This window comes from Ureibacillus sp. FSL K6-8385, from assembly GCF_038593155.1.
GTDB classification, from domain to species: domain Bacteria; phylum Bacillota; class Bacilli; order Bacillales_A; family Planococcaceae; genus Ureibacillus; species Ureibacillus terrenus.
Genome location: NZ_CP151968.1, coordinates 1,575,112 through 1,596,746 on the forward strand (window position 1 = coordinate 1,575,112; position 21,635 = coordinate 1,596,746).

The 21,635-nt window shown below is 44.6% G+C and carries 14 protein-coding genes; 1 reads left to right on the plus strand and 13 read right to left on the minus strand.

Features of this window, described 5'->3' with window-relative positions; genetic code table 11:
• Nucleotides 1-19: 19 nt before the first annotated feature.
• The 6 genes from NST62_RS07685 to NST62_RS07710 all read right to left on the minus strand — a co-directional run bounded on the left by NST62_RS07685 (nucleotide 20) and on the right by NST62_RS07710 (nucleotide 7,787).
• On the minus strand, nucleotides 20-1,114 hold the full coding sequence (locus NST62_RS07685) for a DUF4085 family protein (protein ID WP_181733167.1): 1,095 nt from the start codon (nucleotides 1,112-1,114) through the stop codon (nucleotides 20-22).
• A 243-nt stretch (nucleotides 1,115-1,357) separates the two neighbouring features.
• The gene (locus NST62_RS07690; RefSeq protein WP_342462789.1) at nucleotides 1,358-3,322 is read right to left on the minus strand and encodes a TRAP transporter permease; all 1,965 of its coding nucleotides are present in this window, start codon (nucleotides 3,320-3,322) and stop codon (nucleotides 1,358-1,360) included.
• Between the two features lie 10 nt (nucleotides 3,323-3,332).
• A complete protein-coding gene (locus NST62_RS07695) occupies nucleotides 3,333-4,292 on the minus strand; it encodes a TAXI family TRAP transporter solute-binding subunit (protein WP_342462790.1) in 960 nt (319 codons plus the stop codon).
• Nucleotides 4,293-4,678: 386 nt separating this feature from the next.
• On the minus strand, nucleotides 4,679-6,418 hold the full coding sequence (locus NST62_RS07700; protein ID WP_342462792.1) for an ABC transporter ATP-binding protein: 1,740 nt from the start codon (nucleotides 6,416-6,418) through the stop codon (nucleotides 4,679-4,681).
• Nucleotides 6,419-6,570: 152 nt separating this feature from the next.
• Nucleotides 6,571-7,371, minus strand: a complete 801-nt coding sequence (locus NST62_RS07705) for an amidohydrolase (protein WP_342462793.1) — start codon at nucleotides 7,369-7,371, stop codon at nucleotides 6,571-6,573.
• A gap of 14 nt (nucleotides 7,372-7,385) precedes the next feature.
• Entirely contained in the window at nucleotides 7,386-7,787 is a 402-nt protein-coding gene (locus NST62_RS07710) for a M20/M25/M40 family metallo-hydrolase (protein WP_342462794.1), read from the minus strand.
• A gap of 350 nt (nucleotides 7,788-8,137) precedes the next feature.
• Here NST62_RS07710 and NST62_RS07715 point away from each other — a divergent pair, with 350 nt between their 5' ends.
• Nucleotides 8,138-10,111: an acetoacetate--CoA ligase gene (locus tag NST62_RS07715; protein WP_141601405.1), complete on the plus strand. Its 1,974-nt coding sequence runs from the start codon at nucleotides 8,138-8,140 to the stop codon at nucleotides 10,109-10,111.
• A gap of 128 nt (nucleotides 10,112-10,239) precedes the next feature.
• Here NST62_RS07715 and NST62_RS07720 read toward each other — a convergent pair whose 3' ends face one another.
• The 7 genes from NST62_RS07720 to gltB are packed head-to-tail and all read right to left on the minus strand — an operon-like array spanning nucleotide 10,240 to nucleotide 21,486.
• Nucleotides 10,240-11,625: an ammonium transporter gene (locus NST62_RS07720; protein ID WP_141601406.1), complete on the minus strand. Its 1,386-nt coding sequence runs from the start codon at nucleotides 11,623-11,625 to the stop codon at nucleotides 10,240-10,242.
• A 21-nt stretch (nucleotides 11,626-11,646) separates the two neighbouring features.
• The gene (locus NST62_RS07725) at nucleotides 11,647-11,988 is read right to left on the minus strand and encodes a P-II family nitrogen regulator (protein WP_141601407.1); all 342 of its coding nucleotides are present in this window, start codon (nucleotides 11,986-11,988) and stop codon (nucleotides 11,647-11,649) included.
• Between the two features lie 13 nt (nucleotides 11,989-12,001).
• On the minus strand, nucleotides 12,002-13,339 hold the full coding sequence (gene glnA / locus NST62_RS07730; protein ID WP_141601408.1) for a type I glutamate--ammonia ligase: 1,338 nt from the start codon (nucleotides 13,337-13,339) through the stop codon (nucleotides 12,002-12,004).
• Nucleotides 13,340-13,361: 22 nt separating this feature from the next.
• On the minus strand, nucleotides 13,362-14,249 hold the full coding sequence (dapF, locus tag NST62_RS07735; protein WP_141601409.1) for a diaminopimelate epimerase: 888 nt from the start codon (nucleotides 14,247-14,249) through the stop codon (nucleotides 13,362-13,364).
• 5 nt (nucleotides 14,250-14,254) lie between these two features.
• The gene (locus NST62_RS07740; RefSeq protein ID WP_141601410.1) at nucleotides 14,255-15,508 is read right to left on the minus strand and encodes an LL-diaminopimelate aminotransferase; all 1,254 of its coding nucleotides are present in this window, start codon (nucleotides 15,506-15,508) and stop codon (nucleotides 14,255-14,257) included.
• A gap of 7 nt (nucleotides 15,509-15,515) precedes the next feature.
• Nucleotides 15,516-16,991 (minus strand): glutamate synthase subunit beta, encoded by a 1,476-nt coding sequence (locus NST62_RS07745; protein WP_141601411.1) that lies wholly within the window; start codon nucleotides 16,989-16,991, stop codon nucleotides 15,516-15,518.
• 16 nt (nucleotides 16,992-17,007) lie between these two features.
• Nucleotides 17,008-21,486: a glutamate synthase large subunit gene (gene gltB, locus NST62_RS07750; RefSeq protein ID WP_342462795.1), complete on the minus strand. Its 4,479-nt coding sequence runs from the start codon at nucleotides 21,484-21,486 to the stop codon at nucleotides 17,008-17,010.
• Nucleotides 21,487-21,635 lie beyond the last annotated feature (149 nt).

Sequence of the window (21,635 nt, forward strand, 5' to 3'; positions counted from 1 at the left end):
TGTTTCTTATTGAAAACACTTAATCTTTGCCCAGATGATCATTTTCATCGGCTCTGATCCATTTTCGCTTTACATCCTCGTCCAAACAATCAAGACGGTGAAAATAATTTGCCACGGTTTCAAAGTCCATATTTTCCTCATCATTGATATCAATTTTACGCAATGCATCATTGACGATGCCCGCGGCTTCTTCTCCCAGTTCAAATAGAGTGTTAAAGGCTCTTAACCGGACGAAAGGATCTTTATCAAAAAGAGCCGTTCCCAATTTTTCCGCCGGCAACAGCTCATTTAAGTATGCATAAGGATCTTCAAATCGGGCGCAATGGATTTTCTCTTTTGCTTCCTCAAATGTGCGTCCCAACCATTCATCCCCTGCAAAAATCCCTTCGTCTTTCTGGGATAGGCTGTCCAAATCAATTTCAACGAAACGGCAATTTTTTACAATGAAATATTGATTGTCCGGGTTCAGCGATGCAACATAGCCGCTCCACGATCCGATTTCACCGGGTTCGCTATAAATGGCCGGACGGTATAAACAATTTGCTGTGACATCTTTGAAATATATCGTGCATTCTTCGTGAGGGCAGCCGAAGCCGGAAATGATTCTCAATCCGAATCCGTCTTCGGATGAATCCAGTTCATCATGCAGATAATATCCTTCCAGATTCCCTTCCATTTTTGCATCATGAAAAACCAGCTGCACGATGGATTCCTTTGTAAATCCGCCGTCCATATTGAGCAAAAGGACAATATCATTCCCTTCTTGTTCGGCCTTCAAAATTTCACCATCATGCAAAGACTCGATAAAAACATTTTGGACAGAAGGCTGGAAATTTTGGATGATTCTATAACGTTTTTTAGTAATAACCCCGCTGTTTTCAATAAACCGGTCGATTGTTTCATTGCACCATTCTTCAAATTCATTCATTAAATCATTATTGGAAAATAACGTCCGTTCCAGTATTTCCTTTTGAAATTTTTGCGGGATGACATCCAAATAATTGGCCAAATCTTCATATAACTTCTCTTCCAATTCGGAATCAAACTCTTCCCCGAAAGGAAAAAGATTCGCCGCCTGGAAGACTTTTTGCCGCTCCCGAGTCAAGTAAAACATGGTTCCACCTCTTCTGTATAGTTGAACTACCATATATTCTAATGAGATTTTTGAATAATCTCCAGACTATTGTTTTATAATCTTATTTTTTACTGAGTGTGTACATAAAAAAATTATGTAAACCAATAAAAAGTTGTTTGTTTCTTAAAAAGAGCCGTACAAAAACTCCATAAACCCTTTTATGGGGCTATGGAGTCTGAAATATCCTCTATTTTTCCATAAATATTATAAATTTTCCTTTCGCTATTCCGCTATTGACGTCTTTTCCTCAATTTCAACCGTTTTTGATTTGATCAAAAGGTGGGACATCAGGACCCCTCCTACGGCCAATAGGGATATGGCATTTATGATGAGATTTGTATCGATTAAACAAATTCCCGCTGCCAATAATAAAATCCTTTCGGCCAGGAATGTTTGTCTAATCAGGTAGCCTTTCAATCCCGCCGCCAAAGCAATCCCTCCGATGATTGCCGTTGCGCCTGCAAAAATATATTCGCCAACGGTTCCGCCGGTCAATAGCAAAGTCGGATTGAAGATGAAGAAGAAAGGCACAATAAACCCCATCAGCCCCAACCTTACGGATTCCATTCCCACTTTATTCGGAGATTCTCCCGCAATTCCCGCCGCTGCGTAGGCAGCTAAAGCAACGGGAGGGGTAATGCTGGATAGCGCCGCAAAGTAGAAGGCGAACATATGGGCAGCAATCGGTACAACCCCCAATTGCGCCAAAATCGGAACGGAAATCGTTGCCACGATAATATATGCCGCTGTCGCCGGCACTCCCATTCCCAGGACAATGCTGATCAAAGCGGTCAATAAAGCTGCCATCAGCACACTTTCCCCGGCAAAGCTGATTACATTATTGCCGATAATTAAACCGACACTTGTCAATGTAATCGTGGCAATCACAATCCCTACAATAGCGCAGGCAATACCGACGCTGATTGTGCCTTTGACCCCTTCCACTATGGAATCAATGATCGCGGACAAACCCATTCTGGTACTTTTGCGGATGGCTGCCGCAGGAACAACGGAAAGCATGGAGATGATCGCCGCATATAACGGCGAAAATCCGGTAAATAACAAAATAAGCAACAGCATCAATGGAATGGATAAATGGCCGCCCTCTTTCAGCACTTTTTTGGCGTTTGGTATATTTTCTTTTGAGATTCCTGATAACCCCATCTTTTTCGCTTCAAAATGAACCATCATGAACAGCGTCAAATAATACAGGATGGCCGGAATAATACCCGCCAGGATGATGATGGAATAAGATACGCCCAGGTATTCGGCCATGATGAAAGCAGCCGCGCCCATTACAGGAGGCGCAATCAATCCTCCCGTAGAAGCCACCGCTTCCACGGCCCCTGCAAACTTCTTGGAATAGCCCGCTTTTTTCATCATCGGAATGGTCACCGTACCTGTCGTCACAACATTGCTCACCGCACTGCCGCTGACCGTCCCCATTAATGCACTTGCAAAAACCGCCACTTTTGCGGGTCCCCCTGCAGTCCTGCCTGCGATAGTCAATGCCAGTACATTGATAAAATCCGAAAATCCGCTGTTTTTTAAGAAGGCACCAAATAAAACAAACACAAAAATATAAGTTGCAGAAACGCCCAAAGCAGTTCCGAATATTCCTTGTCCACCCCAATACATCAGGTTGACGACACGTTCAATACTGAATCCGTAATGCCCCAGCAATCCGGGAATATAAGCGCCAAAAAAATTATACAGCAAGAAGAATAAAGCGATGAGCGTCAAGCCCATTCCCACGACGCGGCGGCTCGCCTCAAACAATAAAATTAATGCCAAAATTCCCACATAAATATCAAAGGTTGTATTCTCTCCCGCGCGATCCCGCACAAAGACGTCGTAGGTGATCAACAAATAAGAGATGACAAAAATGGATAACACAATGCACACAATATCTGCGATCGTCGGCAGCTTCCGCGTGCCGACGCTCCTTTTCGTTGCCGGATAAAAAATAAAGCTGAACAGGAGCAGAAACCCTAAATGCCATGCCCGGAATTTTACGGCATCCATGATGCCAAATGTATTCATGTAAAGTTGGAAAATGGTCCAAACAACCGCCAAAAGCACGACGATTTTTCCAAAAACCCCTAGATACTTTCTTGAATGGAGCGATTTCTCCTCCACTTCCACCAATTGTTGAACATCCACATTCAGTTCATTTTTTGTTACCATTGAATCCCCCCTATTCCACTACTCCAATTTCCCGGTAATATTTCAAAGCTCCTGGATGTATCGGCACTCCTGCAGTGCCTTCAACAGCCTTTTTCGGATCAAACTGTTTTGCGATGCTGTATGATTTACTAAGTTCTTCAACGTTTTCCCAAAGCAGCTTGGTCAGCTGATAAGCGGATTCTTCCGAAACACTTTCGTCAATCACGATGGCACTATATTGTCCGATGGTAATAATGGGCTTGGATTGTTTATCATATGTGTTTGGTTCGATGACATATTTAAAATTCCATGGATATTTTTCAGTCAATTTATGAATCGCTTCCTCCGAAAAACTGAGAACTTTAGTATCAAGTGTGGATATTAATTCCGTCGTCGCTGCTGACGGCACACCGGAATAGATATTAACGGCATCTACCTGGCCGTTTCTCATCAAATCCGTCGCTTCCGTAAATCCGACATAATTCCCCTTTACTTCATCGGGTTTTATTCCATGGGCTTCCAACACCAGTTTGGATTCGATTTCGGTTGCACTCCCAGCCGCGCCAAAAACAAAACTTTTTCCCTTCAAATCTTCGATCGTTTGGATACGTTTGTCGTTTTTTGCCACAATATGGCTGACGTTCGGGTAGAGATTGGCCAGGATGCGGACTCCTTTGTACGGTTTCCCTTTGAAGGAGCCGGTTCCATTGTATGCTTCGTAAGCAAAATTAACGGTTGTAAAGGCGATATTCGCCTCTCCTTTGCTCATCAGCTTCAAGTTTTCAATACTTCCATTTGACGCTTGGGAGGCCACTCTTTTTTGCATTTCGTTCGTCCACAATGTCGACAGACCCGCCCCCAGCGAATAATAAACCCCTGTCGTTGTTCCGGTCGTAAAGATCAAAGGTTCCCCATACCGTTCAGCATTGCTTTGACACCCCAAAAGCAGAACGGCACCCATCAGCATCGCGATAAGAAATTTCCCCTTCATCCCCATCCCTCCAAAAATTTTTTATCCGTTTACTATTTCAAACGGGTTAAATTAACTATTTCAATCGATGAAATAATAGATAAATGCATGAAATCTTCTTTTTTACGCACAGGCGGTAAACATTACCGTATTTTGTACAGAAATTTTAATTTTCCGAACCGAATCCCGTCAATTATTTTCGAAACAAAAATTTCTACAAAAAAACCATATTATCTGTCGAAATACCAATTCCGCTAAAAAACCGAAGACGCTGTTGAGCAACCAAATAAAAAAAGCCTGCAAAACAATGTTTGCAGGCTTCAAAAAAATTAACAAAACTTCCGATTGGATGAGTAAAAAAACGGGGCGAATATCAATTCGCTCCGTTTTAATGTCTTCCTGTTATGTTACTTGAGGTAAGCCATCTCTTCCGCTTTTTGAAACTGTGCTTTGTGCAATTTTGCGAACACGCCGTTTAAAGCGAGCAGTTCTTCATACGTCCCTTCTTCTTCAATGCCATTGTCCGTGACAACAAAGATCCGGTCCGCATTGCGGATCGTCGCCAGCCGGTGGGCGATGACGAGCGTTGTGCGGTTTTTGGACAGCTCGTTCAACGAATTTTGGATCATCATCTCGGTTTCCGTATCGAGCGCGGAAGTGGCTTCATCCAAAATCAGGATCGGCGGATTTTTCAAAAACATCCGCGCGATGGCGAGCCGCTGCTTTTGACCCCCGGACAATTTCAGGCCGCGCTCGCCTATTTGAGTATCATACCCGTCAGGAAGCGATTCAATGAAATCCTTCAAATGCGCCTTTTCGGCTGCGGCCTGAATTTCTTCAAAGCTGGCGCCCAAACGGCCATATTCGATATTTTCGCGGATGGTTCCCGTAAAAAGAAACACATCCTGTTGGACAATGCCGATTTGTTGCCGCAATGATTTTTGCGTCATGTCCCGCACATCGATTCCGTCAATGGTAATCGCCCCTCCATTTACGTCATAGAAGCGGGGAATCAGTGAACAAATCGTAGTCTTCCCTGCTCCCGATGGGCCGACAAAGGCAATGGTCTGCCCTGCCTTAATATCAAAGGAAACATTGCTCAATACGGGTTTTGTCTCATCATATTGGAAGGATACCTTCTTAAATGAAATATTCCCTTCCAAATGAGGGACGGCAATGGCATTTTCCCGGTCCTTGATTTCCGGTTCCTGCCTGAGCATTTCGCGGAACCGCTTAAAGCCCGCCATCCCTTTTGGATAAAGCTCCAACAACGCGCTGATTTTATCCACCGGTTTGATCAATACGTTCGTATATAAAACGAAACTTACCAATTCGCCGTAGGACAATTTGCCGTTGTAGCTCAGCCAGGCGCCGACCACCAAAATGACCAGCGTGAGAAGCCGGGTCATAAAATAGATGCTTGAATGGGTCCCCGCCATCACTTTATAAGCATAAAGCTTGGCTGATCGGAAAAAGCCGTTTTGCTTGCGGAAACGGTCCATTTCAAACTCTTCGTTCGTAAATGCCTTTACCACACGGATTCCCGAGATGCTGTCCTCCACTCTCGCATTGACATCGGCAATTTTGCTGTACATCTCTTTCCAGGCATTGTTCATTTTCGTATTGCAATAAGTCACGAGCCAAATCAAAAACGGCATGAAGACAAGGGCAATCAACGCAAGGGGCGGATTGATCTGGAACATGATCACAAATGCCCCGATGAATGTCATCATGGCAATAAAGAAATCTTCGGGACCATGATGGGCAAATTCCCCGATGTCAAACAAATCGTTCGTAATCCGGCTCATAATGTGGCCGGTTTTAGTATTGTCAAAAAATTTAAAGCTTTGTTTTTGGATATGATCGAATAAATCCCGGCGCATGTCCGTTTCAATATTGATGCCAAGCTTGTGCCCCAAATAATTGACAACAAAGTTCATGAACGTGCTTAACAAATACACAAGCAGCAACAATATGTTCACTTGCACAATTTTTCCCCAATTGCCTTCCGGTAACAACGTATCAATGAACCATTGCACCGCAATCGGGAAAAACAAATCCAAAACGGCCACTAAGACGGCACAAGAAAAGTCGATGATAAATAAGCGTTTATGCGGTTTGTAATATGAAAAAAAATGCTTTAACATCTGGTTTCCCTTTCTATCCATATTCATATCACAAATTATACAAAAAATTGTTCCAAATTGATAATATTTTTCATTTACCAAAAACGGCAAAACAAAAGGCAGGAGAGTCAGGTCTCCTGCCTGCTTGCTTTGAAATTTCCATCATCCGACGCTTACAATTCCGATCCAATCGCACCATTCAAATAATCATGAGCAATAAAAGCGAATGCTTTTTGGATGTTGAAGAGCGCCCTTTCGTCTATATCGAAGTTTCCATGGTGATGCGGATATTGGGTTTCTTCCCTTTCGTTCCTTGAACCGACTTTAAAGTATGTGCCCGGCTTCTCCAATAAGAAATAGGCAAAATCCTCCGCTCCCATGGAAGGGGTTTGTTCGATGACCGCTTCCTCTCCAAAACCTTCCATCAAGGCCCGCTTCACTTTTTCTGTTTGTTCCGGATCGTTATAAAGGGCCGGATAGCCGAATAAATACTCAATCTCAGATTCAATATTATGTGCTGACGAAATCCCTTTCGTAATTTGTTCGATCCGATTTTTTATGTGGTGCCGTACTGATTCATCGTATGTCCGCACCGTTCCTTCCAAAAACGCGTTTTCGGCGATTACATTGAAGGCCGTTCCCGATTGAAACTTCCCGATCGTCACAACGGCTGAATGCAATGGATTGATATTGCGGCTGACAATCTTTTGGAGGCCCGTGACCAATTCAGCTCCTGCCACCAACGCGTCCACGGCTTCATGCGGACGGGCCGCATGCCCTCCAAGGCCTTTCAAATGGATTTTAAAATGATCCACGGCCGCCATCTGATAACCCGGACCGATTGCCACCTTCCCCACTTCTAGCGAAGAATCCAAATGGGCGGCAAATACGTAATCGACGTCCTCCAAAATATTTTGCGCAATCATTTCCTTAGCCCCGCCCGGCGGTTTTTCCTCCGCATGTTGGAAAATCAACAAAATGTTTCCTTTCAGAAGATGCCGATGCTTTGAGACGCTTTGGCAAATCCCAATAGCGCCGCCGTATGGCCGTCATGCCCGCATGCATGGGATACGCCTTCTTTTTTTGAAGCATAGCTCACCTTTTTTAAATCCTGAATCGGCAATGCATCAAAGTCCGCACGGAAGGCAACGGTTTTTCCGGGTTGCCCCCCTTCGATCTTTGCAACTAATCCTGTTCCTCCGACATTCCTTTGGACCGTCAATCCAAAGTCCTCCAACTTTTCTGCGATGAATTTGCTCGTTTCATGCTCCTCAAAGGAAAGTTCCGGATGCTGGTGCAAATGACGCCGCCATTTAACTACATCATCAAATGAGTGTTCAATCTCACGGATCAAGTTCGTTAATTCCAATTGGTTGACAATGTTTCCCAATATCCCCTCACCCCTATCCTTATAATTCCTATAATAAAACTTATGATTATAAAAAGATTATATTCTTGAAAACACGAAAAAACAAATATTTCAAATAAAATTCAATCTTTCTACTAAAAAAATATACAAGTTATGAAAAAAAAGTAATATTTTATCAAAAATCTATCATGTATTGAAAACTCTTCTTTTTTAATTATGAAAATTTATTGTCAGGAGCATTTTTTTATTATTCTATTCATAATTAATTAATATACTAAATTCTATTAATTGTTTGCGGAAAGTATCGAAGAAATGGCAAAAGAAAACTCCCCATATTTTCAATAAATCGAATTACTGAAAGGATGATTTGATTGATTACAGTACTGGAAGGATCGCTGTTATACACGCCGGATGAAGCCACGGTTCAAAACAGCGAATTGACCCGCTACAAACAATGGCTGCGGGAGCACTACGGCTACCAGTTTGATTCCCACCAGGCATTATGGGATTGGTCCACCACAGAAACGGAAGAATTTTGGAAATCCATTTGGGAATACTGTGAAGTGGTCCATAGCCGGCCGTATGACAAGATTTTGTCCGGCAATGAAATGCCTTTTGTCAAATGGTTTCAAAATGCCCATTTAAATTATGTGGACCAGATCTTTCGCAATAAAGAACTTCCGAATCCTGCAATCATTTATAAAGCCGAAAATCAACCGCATCAAACGGTTTCGTGGAAAACGCTGTACGAAGATGTGGCGGCGCTGGCCCATTATATGAAAAAACTTGGAATACAAAAAGGGGACCGGGTGGCGGCATATGCACCAAATATCCCCGAAACCGTCATCGGCTTTTTGGCCTGTGCAAGCATCGGCGCGATTTGGTCGGTGGCCTCTCCGGATTTTGGGGTGGGCAGTGTCGTTGACCGTTTTAAACAGATTGAACCGAAACTTCTTATTGCCGTCAACGGCTGCCAATACAACGGGAAGATATATGACAAAATGGATACCATCCGCCATCTGCTCGAAGAAATCCCGTCCATTGAACATTGCATCCTCATCCAGAATGCCGGGGAACAGCCGGAACTGTCTCCAAACATGATTCATTGGGCGGAAGCGGTAAAAGAAAAAAACCTGGAACTTGAAAGTGAACAGGTGGAATTCAGCCATCCATTATGGATTTTATACTCTTCAGGCACTACCGGTTTGCCTAAGCCGATTGTCCATTCCCACGGAGGCATCATTCTCGAACATTTAAAATCCCTGAAGCTTGAAGGGAATATCGGAAAAGACGACCGTTTTTTCTGGTTTACGACAACCGGTTGGATGATGTGGAACTTCCTGATCAGCGGATTGATGGCGGGAAGCACCATAGTTTTATATGATGGCAGTCCAAGCTACCCGGACCTTTCCGCATTATGGAGCTATGCGGAAGAAGCGGGCATTACGGTTTTTGGGACAAGCGCGGCATTTATCGATTCTTGCATGAAACAAAATTATCGTCCAAATCGGCATTTTTCATTCCCTGAATTGCGGGCGGTCTTCTCAACCGGTTCGCCTTTATCCGCCAATGGCTTTAAATGGGTTTACGATTCCGTGAAAAAAGACATCTTGCTTGTTTCCTTGAGCGGAGGCACCGATGTTTGCACGGGATTCGTCGGAGGAAATGTCTGCCTCCCTGTCAGAGCAGGAATCATTCCGGCACGTTCCCTGGGCGCAAAAGTGGAAAGCTATGATGAAGAAGGCCGTCCGATCATCGGCTCCGTCGGCGAGCTCGTTGTCACAAAACCGATGCCATCGATGCCGATTTATTTCTGGAAAGACCAGGACTACAGCCGATATCTTGACAGCTATTTCAGCACGTATCCAAATGTTTGGAGACACGGAGACTGGATTCAGATCAATGAAGATGGCAGCTGCATCATCTACGGACGTTCCGATGCGACAATCAACCGCTCCGGTGTGCGGATGGGAACAAGCGAAATATATAAAATTGTTGAATCCTTCCCGGAAATCAGGGACAGTTTGGTCGTGGATTTGGAGTATAAAGATCGGCCGTCCTGCTTATCTTTATTTGTCGTCATGCAAAATCCCGGCCAATTTAACGATGCATTCGTCCAACAATTGAAGGATGCCATCAGAAAAAATTTGTCTCCACGCTTTGTACCCGATCAAATCCATGTCATTGAAGAAGTGCCGAAAACGCTGAACGGAAAGAAATTGGAAGTGCCGATCCGGAAAATTTTGCTCGGTATGCCGGCAAATAAAGCCATCAACAAAGATGCCGTCGCAAATCCGAGAGCGCTGGACTTTTTCATTGAATTAAGCAAAACATACAACCATTGAACGTTTTGAGGCGCTGCCCATTGTGCAGCGCCTCTTTGCATGGGAAACCGGATTCCCTGATGCTGAACAAAAGACTTCCAAATCAAGATGCCTTCACATCCCGTTCGGAAGTCTTATGTTAAAAAGGGTTAGGAAGTTTTGCTATTCACTGTGCCGCGTGCCAAGTTGTTTAAACGATCGGCCAACCCCAATCCGTGTACCGGTTTTTCCTCATTGCCGTTGATCACTCTTTCTAATAAGCTTTGGCTCCATTCATATGCATATGCACCATGTTCGGAGTAATCGAGTCCGGCAATTTCTTCTTCGCTTGAAACGCGGATTGGATAGATGTAATTGATCACGACCGTAATGACGCTGACAAGCAAGAAAGTATACACTAAAACCGCTAAAACACCGAGCGCCTGGATTCCCAGCTGAGACGCTCCTGCGCCATAGAACAAACCGCTTGAAGTCGAGAATAAACCTACCGCAAGTGTTCCCCAAATGCCGCAAATGCCATGGACAGCAATGGCTCCTACCGGGTCATCCACACGGAGTTTCGCATCCAGGAAGCGGACACCTTCCACTAATAAAATCCCTGACACTAATCCCACAACAATGGAACCCGGGATTGAAATATCCGCCGCACCTGCCGTAATTCCCACTAAACCGCCTAAAACGCCGTTCAATGAAATGGAAGGATCGATTTTTCCGAAACGGATTCTTGTATACAATGCAGATGCCACAAATGCTGCAGATGTGGAAAGCAATGTTGTCGCAATGACGTTAGGCACCAGGCTTGTATCTGCAGCCAGTGTGCTGGCGCCGTTGAATCCGAACCAGCCCAGCCATAGAACGAATACTCCAAGGGCCCCTAATGGAATGTTATGGCCCGGAATGACGTTGACCTTTTTGCCTGTGTATTTTCCGATACGAGGCCCGAGGAAAATGACCACCGTCAATGCTGCAATGCCGCCTGTTAAATGTACCACCGTAGAACCGGCAAAATCAGTGAATCCCAATTGGGCAAGCCAGCCATCTCCGGACCAAACCCAATGGCCGATAATCGGATAAATGACTATGCTCATTCCAATGGCAATCAACATATAACTTAAAATATGAATCCGTTCGGCAACTGCTCCGGATATAATGGTGATGGACGTCGCTGCGAACATGGCCTGGAAAATGAAAAAGTCGATATCCTCTCTTCCCGATAGGAAAAATCCGTTTGTTCCGACCACACCGCCGGCCGAATCCCCAAACATAAGGCCAAAACCGACGAGATAATATAAAATTGATACCAGGCTGATTGTCAAAAAGTTTTTCATAATGATGTTCAAAGAGTTTTTCGCTCTTGTGAACCCTGTTTCCACCAAGGTAAATCCGGCATGCATGAAAAACACCAATATGGCACCCAACATGACCCAAACCAAGTTAACGGATAACTCCAAAGACTCCACTGTCGGCTCTGCAGCATAGGCTGGCAGTGCGACAAGCAACAACAAAGGAATAATTGAACCAATTTTTTTCAACATCTCTTCTCGACTCCCCTCATCTCAGATAATCGCTTGTTTCCCATGTTCACCTGTCCGGATCCGAATGGCTTCTTCCACAGGAATAATAAAAATTTTTCCATCACCTACCGATCCTGTATTGCATGTTTTTTGGATAACTTCCACAACTTCCTCCACTTGCTCATCATCCACTACCACTTCAATTTTCAGCTTCGGCAGAACTTTTATTTCGAAGGTTGTTCCCCGAAATAAACCTTCCACCCCCTTTTGTTTGCCGGTACCGGCGGCTTCCGTTACCGTCATGCCGCCGATTCCGATGGAATAAAGATTATCCCTCAATTCTTTGAACACCTCTGGACGCGTGATGACCTCAACTTTTTTCATGAATCGTCCCCCTTTAATATAAAGTGATATAACGTTCACGTTCCCATGGATGTACGCTGATTCTGAATTCATCCCACTCCAACCGTTTGGCTGCGATAAAGTGGGTAGTAATATGTTCTCCCAGCGCCGCTTTGATCACTTCGTTTTGTTCCAATGCATCAAGCGCTTCTTCCAGGCTGGATGGAAGACTTTTAATGTTCAGGTCTTCTAACTCTTGCTCATTCATTTTGTAAATATTGGAGTTTACAGGTTCGCTGAGAGTCAACTTGTTTTTAATGCCGTCTAACCCTGCAGCAAGCATGACTGCTAATGCGAGATATGGATTTGCGGATGGATCCGGGTTTCTTAATTCAATTCGTGTACTTAATCCACGGCTTGCAGGAACGCGTACAAGAGGACTGCGGTTTTTGCCTGACCAAGCGATATAACAAGGAGCTTCATATCCTGGAACTAACCGCTTATAGGAATTTACTGTCGGGTTTGTGATGGCAGCGAAACTGTAAGCATGTTTTAAGATTCCTGCCAAATATTGTTTCGCTGTTTCACTCAAACCAAGTTCATCATTTTCATCATAGAAGGCATTTTCATTTCCCCGGAAAAGTGATTGGTGGCAGTGCATTCCTGAACCGTTTACCCCGTAGAGAGGTTTTGGCATGAATGTTGCATGTAATCCATGTTTTCTGGCAATGTTTTTCACGACTAATTTGAACGTTTGGATATTGTCAGCTGTTTCGACCGCATTTGCATATTTGAAGTCAATTTCATGTTGCCCAGGAGCAACTTCGTGGTGAGAAGCTTCAATTTCATATCCCATTTGTTCCAAAGTTAAAACGATATCACGGCGGCAGTTTTCGCCCAGGTCTGTCGGAGCCAAATCGAAATATCCGCCCTGGTCGTTTAATTCCATTGTCGGATTGCCGCTTGGATCTGCTTTAAACAGGAAGAATTCCGGTTCCGGACCTACGTTCATGGCAGTGAATCCAAGCTCGTTTGCCTCTTTTAATACCCTCTTTAAAGCCCCGCGGGGATCTCCAGGGAAAGGTGTGCCATCCGGCAAATATACATCGCAAATTAACCGGGCAACCTTTCCGTATTCTGTTTCCCAAGGGAAAATGAGCCATGTATTTAAATCAGGGTATAAATACATATCGGATTCTTCAATTCTTACAAATCCTTCAATGGAAGAACCGTCGAACATGATTTTGTTGTCCAACGCTTTTGGCAATTGGCTCAAAGGAATTTCAACGTTTTTGATAATTCCGAACAGGTCTGTAAATTGCAACCGGATATATCGGACATTTTCCTCTTCTGCGATTCTTAGAATGTCTTCTTTTGTGTAATTTCTTTTCATGAATAATTCCTCCTTAAATTTTTTATTCGCCTGATGCTTTTAACAACTTTTCTTTTGTGAAATCTTCCAATTTGAATTCACCATGGCAGATGTATTCCGCCTTTCCTTTCATCCATACATGGTTGTTCTCATCCCAACGTATTTCCAGATCACCCCCCGGCAAATGAACGGTTATGGATTGGTCCTTTTCAATTTTATTGTTCAGAGTGGCAGCGACTACCGCCGCGCAAGCTCCTGTACCGCAGGCCATCGTGATGCCCGAACCCCTTTCCCACACCCGATAGTCGAGTTCATTCGGCTTTTTGACGGCCACTACCCCGACATTCACTCTTTCAGGGAAAATGTCGGAATGTTCAATCATCGGACCAATCTTATCAAGAGGCACCTTATGGACATCATCGACAAACATGATGGCGTGGGGATTGCCCATTGAAACACAGGTTAAGCGGTATTGATTTCCGCCGATTTCGAATGGTTCATTGATGGTCATTGTCATCGGCTCTCCGATCATCGGAATCATGGTCTTTAACAATTTCGGTTCGCCCATATCAACCGTGACATATTCCACTTCTTTCTTCTTTTCGGAAATATGGACTTCCACAATTCCTCCAAGCGTTTCGATGGTAAAACTTTCCGAATCTACAAACTGATGATCGTACAAATATTTCGCTACACATCTCAATCCGTTGCCGCAATTTTTTCCCTCAGACCCGTCCGCGTTAAAAATCCGCATCCGGAAGTCGGCCACTTTGGAATCACAAATGAGAATCATACCGTCGGAACCAATGCCAAATCTCACATCCGAAAGATTTCTGGCAAGTGTTGGAAGCGAATCTTCCTCCAAAGTGTTTTCCAATAGATTGATGAAGATGTAATTATTGCCTAGGCCATGCATTTTCGTAAACAGCATTTTGATCACCCTCTTGAAAATATGAACCGATCTCTTTTCAACCTTCTTTCAATCTCTCTCATCACTTGTTTTTCCTCTTCTTCCGTATCGGCTTCGAATGTAACGGAAAATCTTATGAAGCGTCCTGCATCATCCCAAGGAACGGTTGATATGAGATGTTCACGTATGAGGTATTGGGAGAAATCCTCCGCCGTTTGGAATGACGGACCTTCTTTAATGCCGACCGGCGCTTCGGCATATAAGTAGAAGGAGCCTTTCGGTTTCTCCGCTTGAAAACCGCACCCCCGCAAAACTTGGACGAGCATTTCGTGTCTGCGGGAATATTTTTTGGCCGTTTGTTCCGTGATTTCAGGATGAGCCAATGCAAAACTTGCGGCTTTCTGAATGGGGATAAACTGTCCCGAATCGCTATTGTCCTTGATCGTTTGAAAGGCTTTGACCAGCTTCGGATTTCCTGCAATAAACCCGATTCTCCAGCCCGTCATATTGAAGGATTTGGATAATGAATGGATTTCTACCCCGACCTCCTTCGCTCCCGGCACGGATAAAAAGCTGAGCGGCTTTTCTCCGTCAAACATGAGAGCGGCATATGCTGCATCGTGGACAACGATGATTTGATTGTTTCTTGCAAATTCGACGACTTCCTCAAAAAATTCCTTCGAGGCAACTGCACCTGTCGGATTATTCGGATAATTCAGATAAATCATTTTAGCTTTCTTCAATACTTCCGGATCGATTTGATCCAGGCGGGGCAAAAATCCGTTTTCTTTTAATAGCGGGAGGTGAACAACTTCCCCCCCAAAATATTTTGTATACGTGCCCAGCACGGGGTAACAAGGGGACGGCATCAAGGTAATGTCGCCGGGATTGATGAAAGCGGCCGGCAGGAGGCTGAGCCCTGATTTTGAACCGATAACGTGATTGATTTCCGTTTCGGGATCCAGATCCGGCACCCCGAACACTTCCGCCATGTAGCGGGAAGCGGCTTCCTTGAATTCCGGGATCCCATTGTCCGAATAAAACCGGTTTTCCGGTTTTGCCGCTTCTTCATACAGTTTTTCGACAACCCTCATATCCGCCATCGCATCCGGCTCCCCGACTCCCAAATCGATCAAAGGGACATGAGGCTTTTCTTTGATGGCCGCCCGTTTGGCCCGCTTAATTTTTTCGAATTTGAATATTTCTTCCTTCAGACCGAAAGAGGGGCCTCCAATCCGGTCGGCAAATAATTGCTGGATATAATCTGTTGCTTGCACCATATCCCTCCTAAAATGATAAGTTTACTTTACTTGTTACATATCGGTGGCATCTTTTTGCGGCTTCTTTCCCTTCCTGGATCGCCCATACGATTAAACTTTGGCCTCTTCTGGCATCTCCGGCCACAAAGACATTTTCCAGATCCGTTTGATAGGAACGGCTCTTTCTTAATCCGCCCACATCAATGTTTAATTGATCGAATAGTTCCCTTTCCGGCCCTTCAAATCCGATGGCAATCAAAACAAGCTGCGCAGAAAGCACTTTTTCGGTGTTCGGTATCGGTTCACGGATTTTTTCGCCTTTTTCATTGAATGTGGTTTTTATGCCGACAGTCTTGACAGCAACGAGCCGGCCTCCATCATCCCCGATAAATTCCAAAGCCGAAGTTGCAAATAGTCTTGGATCGTCGCCGAATTTTGCTTTTGCTTCTTCTTGTCCGTAGTCCAATTTATAAATAAGCGGATATTGTGGCCAAGGATTATCCGGTGCCCGTTCTGCAGGGCGTTTTGGATAAATATCCAATTGAACGACACTTTTGCAATTTTGCCTTAGTGCGGTAGCGATACAATCGACTGCCGTATCACCGCCGCCGATGACCACGACATCTTTTCCTTCCGCAGAAATGTATTGCCCATTTTTCAAGTCGGAATCCAATAAACTTTTTGTATTGGAATGCAAATATTCCATCGCAAAATGAATGCCTTTCAAATTTCTGCCCTTCACATCCATGTCCCGCGGTTTTGTTGCTCCTGTGCAAAGAATGACTGCATCAAATTCTTCTTTTAAACGTTCGATGGAGTAATCTTTTCCTACCTCCACATTCGTCAAGAAGGAAATGCCCGATTCTTCCATCAAGCGGATTCTGCGATCAACAACATGTTGTTCAATTTTCATTTTTGGAATTCCGTACGTAAGAAGTCCTCCAACCCGGTCGCTTCTTTCAAAAACGGTCACCGAATGGCCATAGTTGTTTAATTCATAGGCGCAAGCCAAACCTGCTGGACCTGAACCGACAACGGCGATCTTGATTCCTGTCCGTTGTTTTGGAATCTGCGGTTTTACCCATCCTTCTTCAAAGGCTTTTTCGATGATCGCCCATTCAATGCTTTTGATGCTTACCGAGCTTTCATAGAGGGAAGCGACACATCCAGCTTCACAAGGAGCCGGACATGCCCTTCCTGTGAACTCAGGAAACGGATTTGTCTTGCTTAAACGTTCATAAGCCTCTTTCCACTTTCCTTGATACACCAGTTCATTCCATTCCGGAATTAAGTTGAAGATTGGACATCCTGTCGTCATGCCCCCAATCAATGAACCGTTCTGGCAAAATGGAACGCCGCAATCCATGCAACGGGCCGCCTGTTTGGCTAAAGTGTTTTCGGAAGGCAAAGAAGAAATTTCCTTCCAATCTCGGATTCTTTCTAAAGGATCACGATACCGGACATTTTCCCTTTTATATTCCAAGAATCCAGTTGGTTTCCCCATTTTGCTCACCATCCTCTCATGCTAAGTAGCTGTTCAATAATTGTTTTTCTTCTTGTTCCAAAATCTGTTTATATTTGTGAGGAATGACGCGGATAAATTTCTGCGCTTCAAACTCCCAATTTTGAAGAATTCTTTGTGCGATTGGACTCTTTGTTTGTTGATAATGTTCTTTGATTAACGCATTGACAAAATTCAATTCTTGCAAGTTATGAATCTCTTCCAGCAAAACGAGTTCGTCGTTATAGATTTCCGTAAAATGTTCATTCGCCGGCGAATAAACATATGCGATTCCGCCCGACATTCCTGCGGCAAAGTTTTTGCCGACTTCACCTAAAATGACGACCCGTCCGCCCGTCATATATTCACAGCCATGATCGCCGACACCTTCCACCACGACGTGCGCTCCGCTATTCCGGACGCAAAATCTTTCCCCGGCTTTTCCACGGATAAACGCTTTTCCGCTTGTCGCTCCATAAAATGCCGCATTGCCGATGATCACATTTTCCTCTGCGGCAATCTTTGCATTTGATGGAGGGGCCACGATGATTTTTCCGCCGGATAACCCTTTGCCGACATAGTCGTTGGCATCGCCTTCAAGTTTCAACGTAATGCCTTGCGGTATAAATGCCCCAAAACTTTGGCCGGCTGAACCATTGAAATGAATTTGGATCGTATCTTCTTTCAATCCTTCGCTTCCAAATTTTTTCGATACTTTATACCCGAGCATCGTGCCGACGGAGCGGTTTGTGTTTTGGATAGGAAGGTTGATCTGAACCGTCCGTTTTTTAGTCAGCGCATCCTGGCTTAATGGAATCAATTTTTGATAATCCAATGTTTCTTGCAATTGGTGATCCTGGCTTTTGGATGCCGTCCGCTCCCCTTCCGGCATTGCCAGAAGGGCGGAAAAGTCCAGTTTCTTTTCTTTCCAGCCAAGATCGTCTTTGATTTGAATGATGTCAGTCCTTCCGATCATTTCTTCCAAAGTTCTGAATCCAAGTTCTGCCATCAACTCGCGTACTTCTTGCGCGATGAAATGCATCAAATTAATGACGTGTTCCGCAGTGCCAATCATTTTCCTTCTGAGCTGCGGGTTCTGTGTCGCGATTCCGACCGGGCAAGTATCCAAATGGCAAACTCTCATCATCACACAGCCCAGCGATACCAGCGGCAATGTAGAAAATCCGAATTCTTCCGCGCCCAGCAATGCGGCGATCACGACATCCCTTCCGTTCATCAGTTTTCCGTCCGTTTCAAGCACCACTTTGTTTCTTAAGCCGTTTAGCATAAGCGTTTGATGAGCTTCCGCAAGCCCCAATTCCCAAGGAAGGCCGGCGTGTTTGATGCTTGTTCTGGCAGCCGCTCCCGTTCCTCCATCATATCCGCTGATGAGAATCACATCGGCTTTTGCTTTCGCAACGCCCGCCGCTATCGTTCCAACGCCGCTTTCGGAAACAAGTTTGACGTTGATGCGCGCTTCAGGATTTGCATTTTTCAAGTCATAAATCAATTGTTCCAAATCTTCAATCGAATAAATATCGTGGTGTGGAGGCGGTGAAATGAGTTCGATTCCAGGAGTCGATCCTCTCGTTTTCGCCACTTCCACCGTCACTTTGTGTCCGGCAAGCTGTCCTCCTTCGCCTGGTTTGGCTCCCTGGGCCATTTTGATCTGGATTTCATCACAATTGACCAAATAATGGCTTGTGACGCCAAATCGTCCTGATGCGACTTGTTTGATGCGGCTTAACTTGGAATCCCCGTTTGGCAGCGGAATGTACCGTTCCGGATCTTCCCCGCCTTCGCCCGAGTTGCTTTTCGCCCCGATGCGGTTCATGGCGATGGCAATCGCTTCGTGGGCTTCCTTGCTGATGGAACCGAAAGACATGGCTCCAGTTTTGAACCGTTTGAAAATGGATTCAACCGGTTCCACTTCATCGATAGGAATTGGTTTCCGGTCGCTTTTTAATTCAAACAGGTCTCTCAATGTTGTCATGCTTTCTTTTGAAAGCATTTCGCTGTATTTTTTGTAATATTCGTAATTGCCTGTGCGGCAAGCCAGCTGCAATGTATGGATCGTTTCCGGACGATATAGATGTTCTTCCCCGCTTTTTCTCCATTGGAAATCGGAACCTTCTTCAAGCAATAATCTTTTGTCTTCCCATCCTCTGTTGTGGCGGGCTGCTGTTTCCAAAGCGATATCCGTTATATCGAGACCCCCGATTTGGGAAATCGTGCGAGGAAAATAACGGTCGATGACTTCCCTGCTGAGGCCGACCGCCTCGAAAATTTGCGCGCCGATATAGCTTTGCACCGTCGAAATGCCCATTTTGGACATGACTTTTAAGATGCCTTTTGTGATCCCTTTAACATATTTTCCGATGAAATCTTTTTCTTCGCCCTCTTCCAGTTGGGCGATGGATGCATATACCAAGTATGGATAGATGGCATTGGCCCCGTAACCGAGCAGTGCCGCAAAATGGTGAACTTCTCTCGGTTCCCCTGATTCGACAATGATGCTCACTTTATTGCGGAGTCCTTTCCGAATTAAATGATGGTGGATACCGGAAACTGCCAGCAATGAAGGAATGGCCGCATTTTCCTTGTTGGCTCCGCGGTCGCTGATGATAAGCAGTTGGCAACCCTCTTCCGCTGCCTTTTCAGCTTTTTTCAAGAGCTTCTCCAAATGCTGTTCCATCAGTTCCGGCTGTCTCGAAGGGAATAAGGAGGACAGTCTTTTTATTTTCCATCCGTTCAGGTGCAAACCGATGATTTTCATCCAGTCGTCTTTTGTCAAAATCGGTGTTTTCAATTTAATTTTTTGATATTCTTCCCTTTTCGGATTTAATAAGTTTCCTTCTCCTCCCAAATACACTTCCATCGATGTTACGTAAGCTTCCCGAATGGCATCGATTGGAGGATTGGTTACTTGTGCAAACCGCTGTTTGAAATAGTTGAACAACAGTTGCGGTTTTTTTGATAAAACGGCGAGCGGTCCGTCATAACCCATTGAACCGACCGGATCGTCACCGCGCATTGCAAGAGGTTTGATATATTTCTCCCACTCTTCGAATGTATAGCCGAATGCTTTTTGAAGCCGGACAAGCTGTTTTTTATTCATTTTCCTTGACTTCTGTATATTTAGAGCCGGGATGTTATCAAGAGGGATGATCATTTCGGCCGCCCATTGTTCATATGGCTGTTCATTGATGAGCTGCTGTTTTAGTTCCTCATCAAACAACAGCGTTCTTTTCTCAAAATCCACCAACAACATTTGGCCAGGTTTCAAGCGGCCTTTTTGAACGATTTTTTCCTCCGGTATATCGACAACCCCGACTTCCGAAGATAAATAGAAGAAGTCGTCGTCTGTCAAAATATATCTTGCAGGACGCAAACCGTTGCGGTCGAGGCAGGCACCCGCCTGTTTTCCGTTTGTGAATCCCATTGCGGCCGGGCCATCCCATGGCTCCATCAATGCGCTATGGTATTCGTAAAACGCCCGCTGTTTTGCGGAAAGCAACGGGTTGTTTTGCCAAGGTTCCGGAATCATCATCATCATCGCCTGCGGCAACGACCAGCCGGATAGCACCAAATATTCCAACACATTGTCAAACATTGCAGAGTCGCTGCCGTCCAGATTGATGATTGGATGAAGTTCTTTCTCATCCACGCCGAACACGTTTGATTGCATGGATGCTTCCCTGGCGAAAATCCAATTCACATTTCCGTTGATGGTATTGATTTCACCGTTATGCATGATCATACGGTTCGGTTGTGCCCTGCTCCAGCTCGGGAAAGTGTTTGTGCTGAAACGGTTGTGGACCATCGCCATTTTTGAACGATAATCTTCATCGGTTAAATCTATATAGAAATTCTTTAACTGCTCCGGCAAGAGGAGTCCTTTATATACGATCGTTTTTGATGAAAAACTGGAGATATAGCAAGCGTCTTTATTTTTTTCGATCTCGCCGAATATCTTTTCGATTTTGCGGCGGACCACATATAAGCGTCGTTCAAAATCCTCTTGTTCCAGATTTGACGCCGGCAATACAAATAATTGATGAATTGAAGGGGCTGACTCGATTGCTTCCTTTTGCAAAACTTCTTCGTTCGTCGGCACCGTTCTCCAGCCGAACAATTCTAAACCGCTCTTTTCAACGATTTCTTCGATTCTCGATTTATATTCAACTAGTTTTGTAGTTTCTTTAGGAAGAAAAATCATCATAACCCCGTATCGTCCAGTTTCAGGGAGTTGCTTTCCTTGTTTTTCCCATTCTTTTGAAAAGAGTTCATGAGGAATATCCGTCAAAATACCGGATCCGTCCCCCATCGTTTCTTTTTCGTCCCTTCCTCCCCGATGTGTCAACCGTTCAAGGGCAGTGAGGGCCTGGGATACAATAAAATGGGTTTTCTCTCCATTTATATTTGCTAATAAGGCGATTCCACACGAGTCATGTTCCAGTCGCGGATTGTATAAGCCTTGGTTGAGTAGTTGTTTCATTTTTTGCACCCCTTAATTCTTCCTGTATTCTATACATACATCCTATCAGGACTAGAATTAAAAATATTTAGACTATTTCATAGAATGTTTGCACTTTTTTACACCTCCTTCACGGGCGAAAACATATTGGCGGAAAGCGGAACGATCAC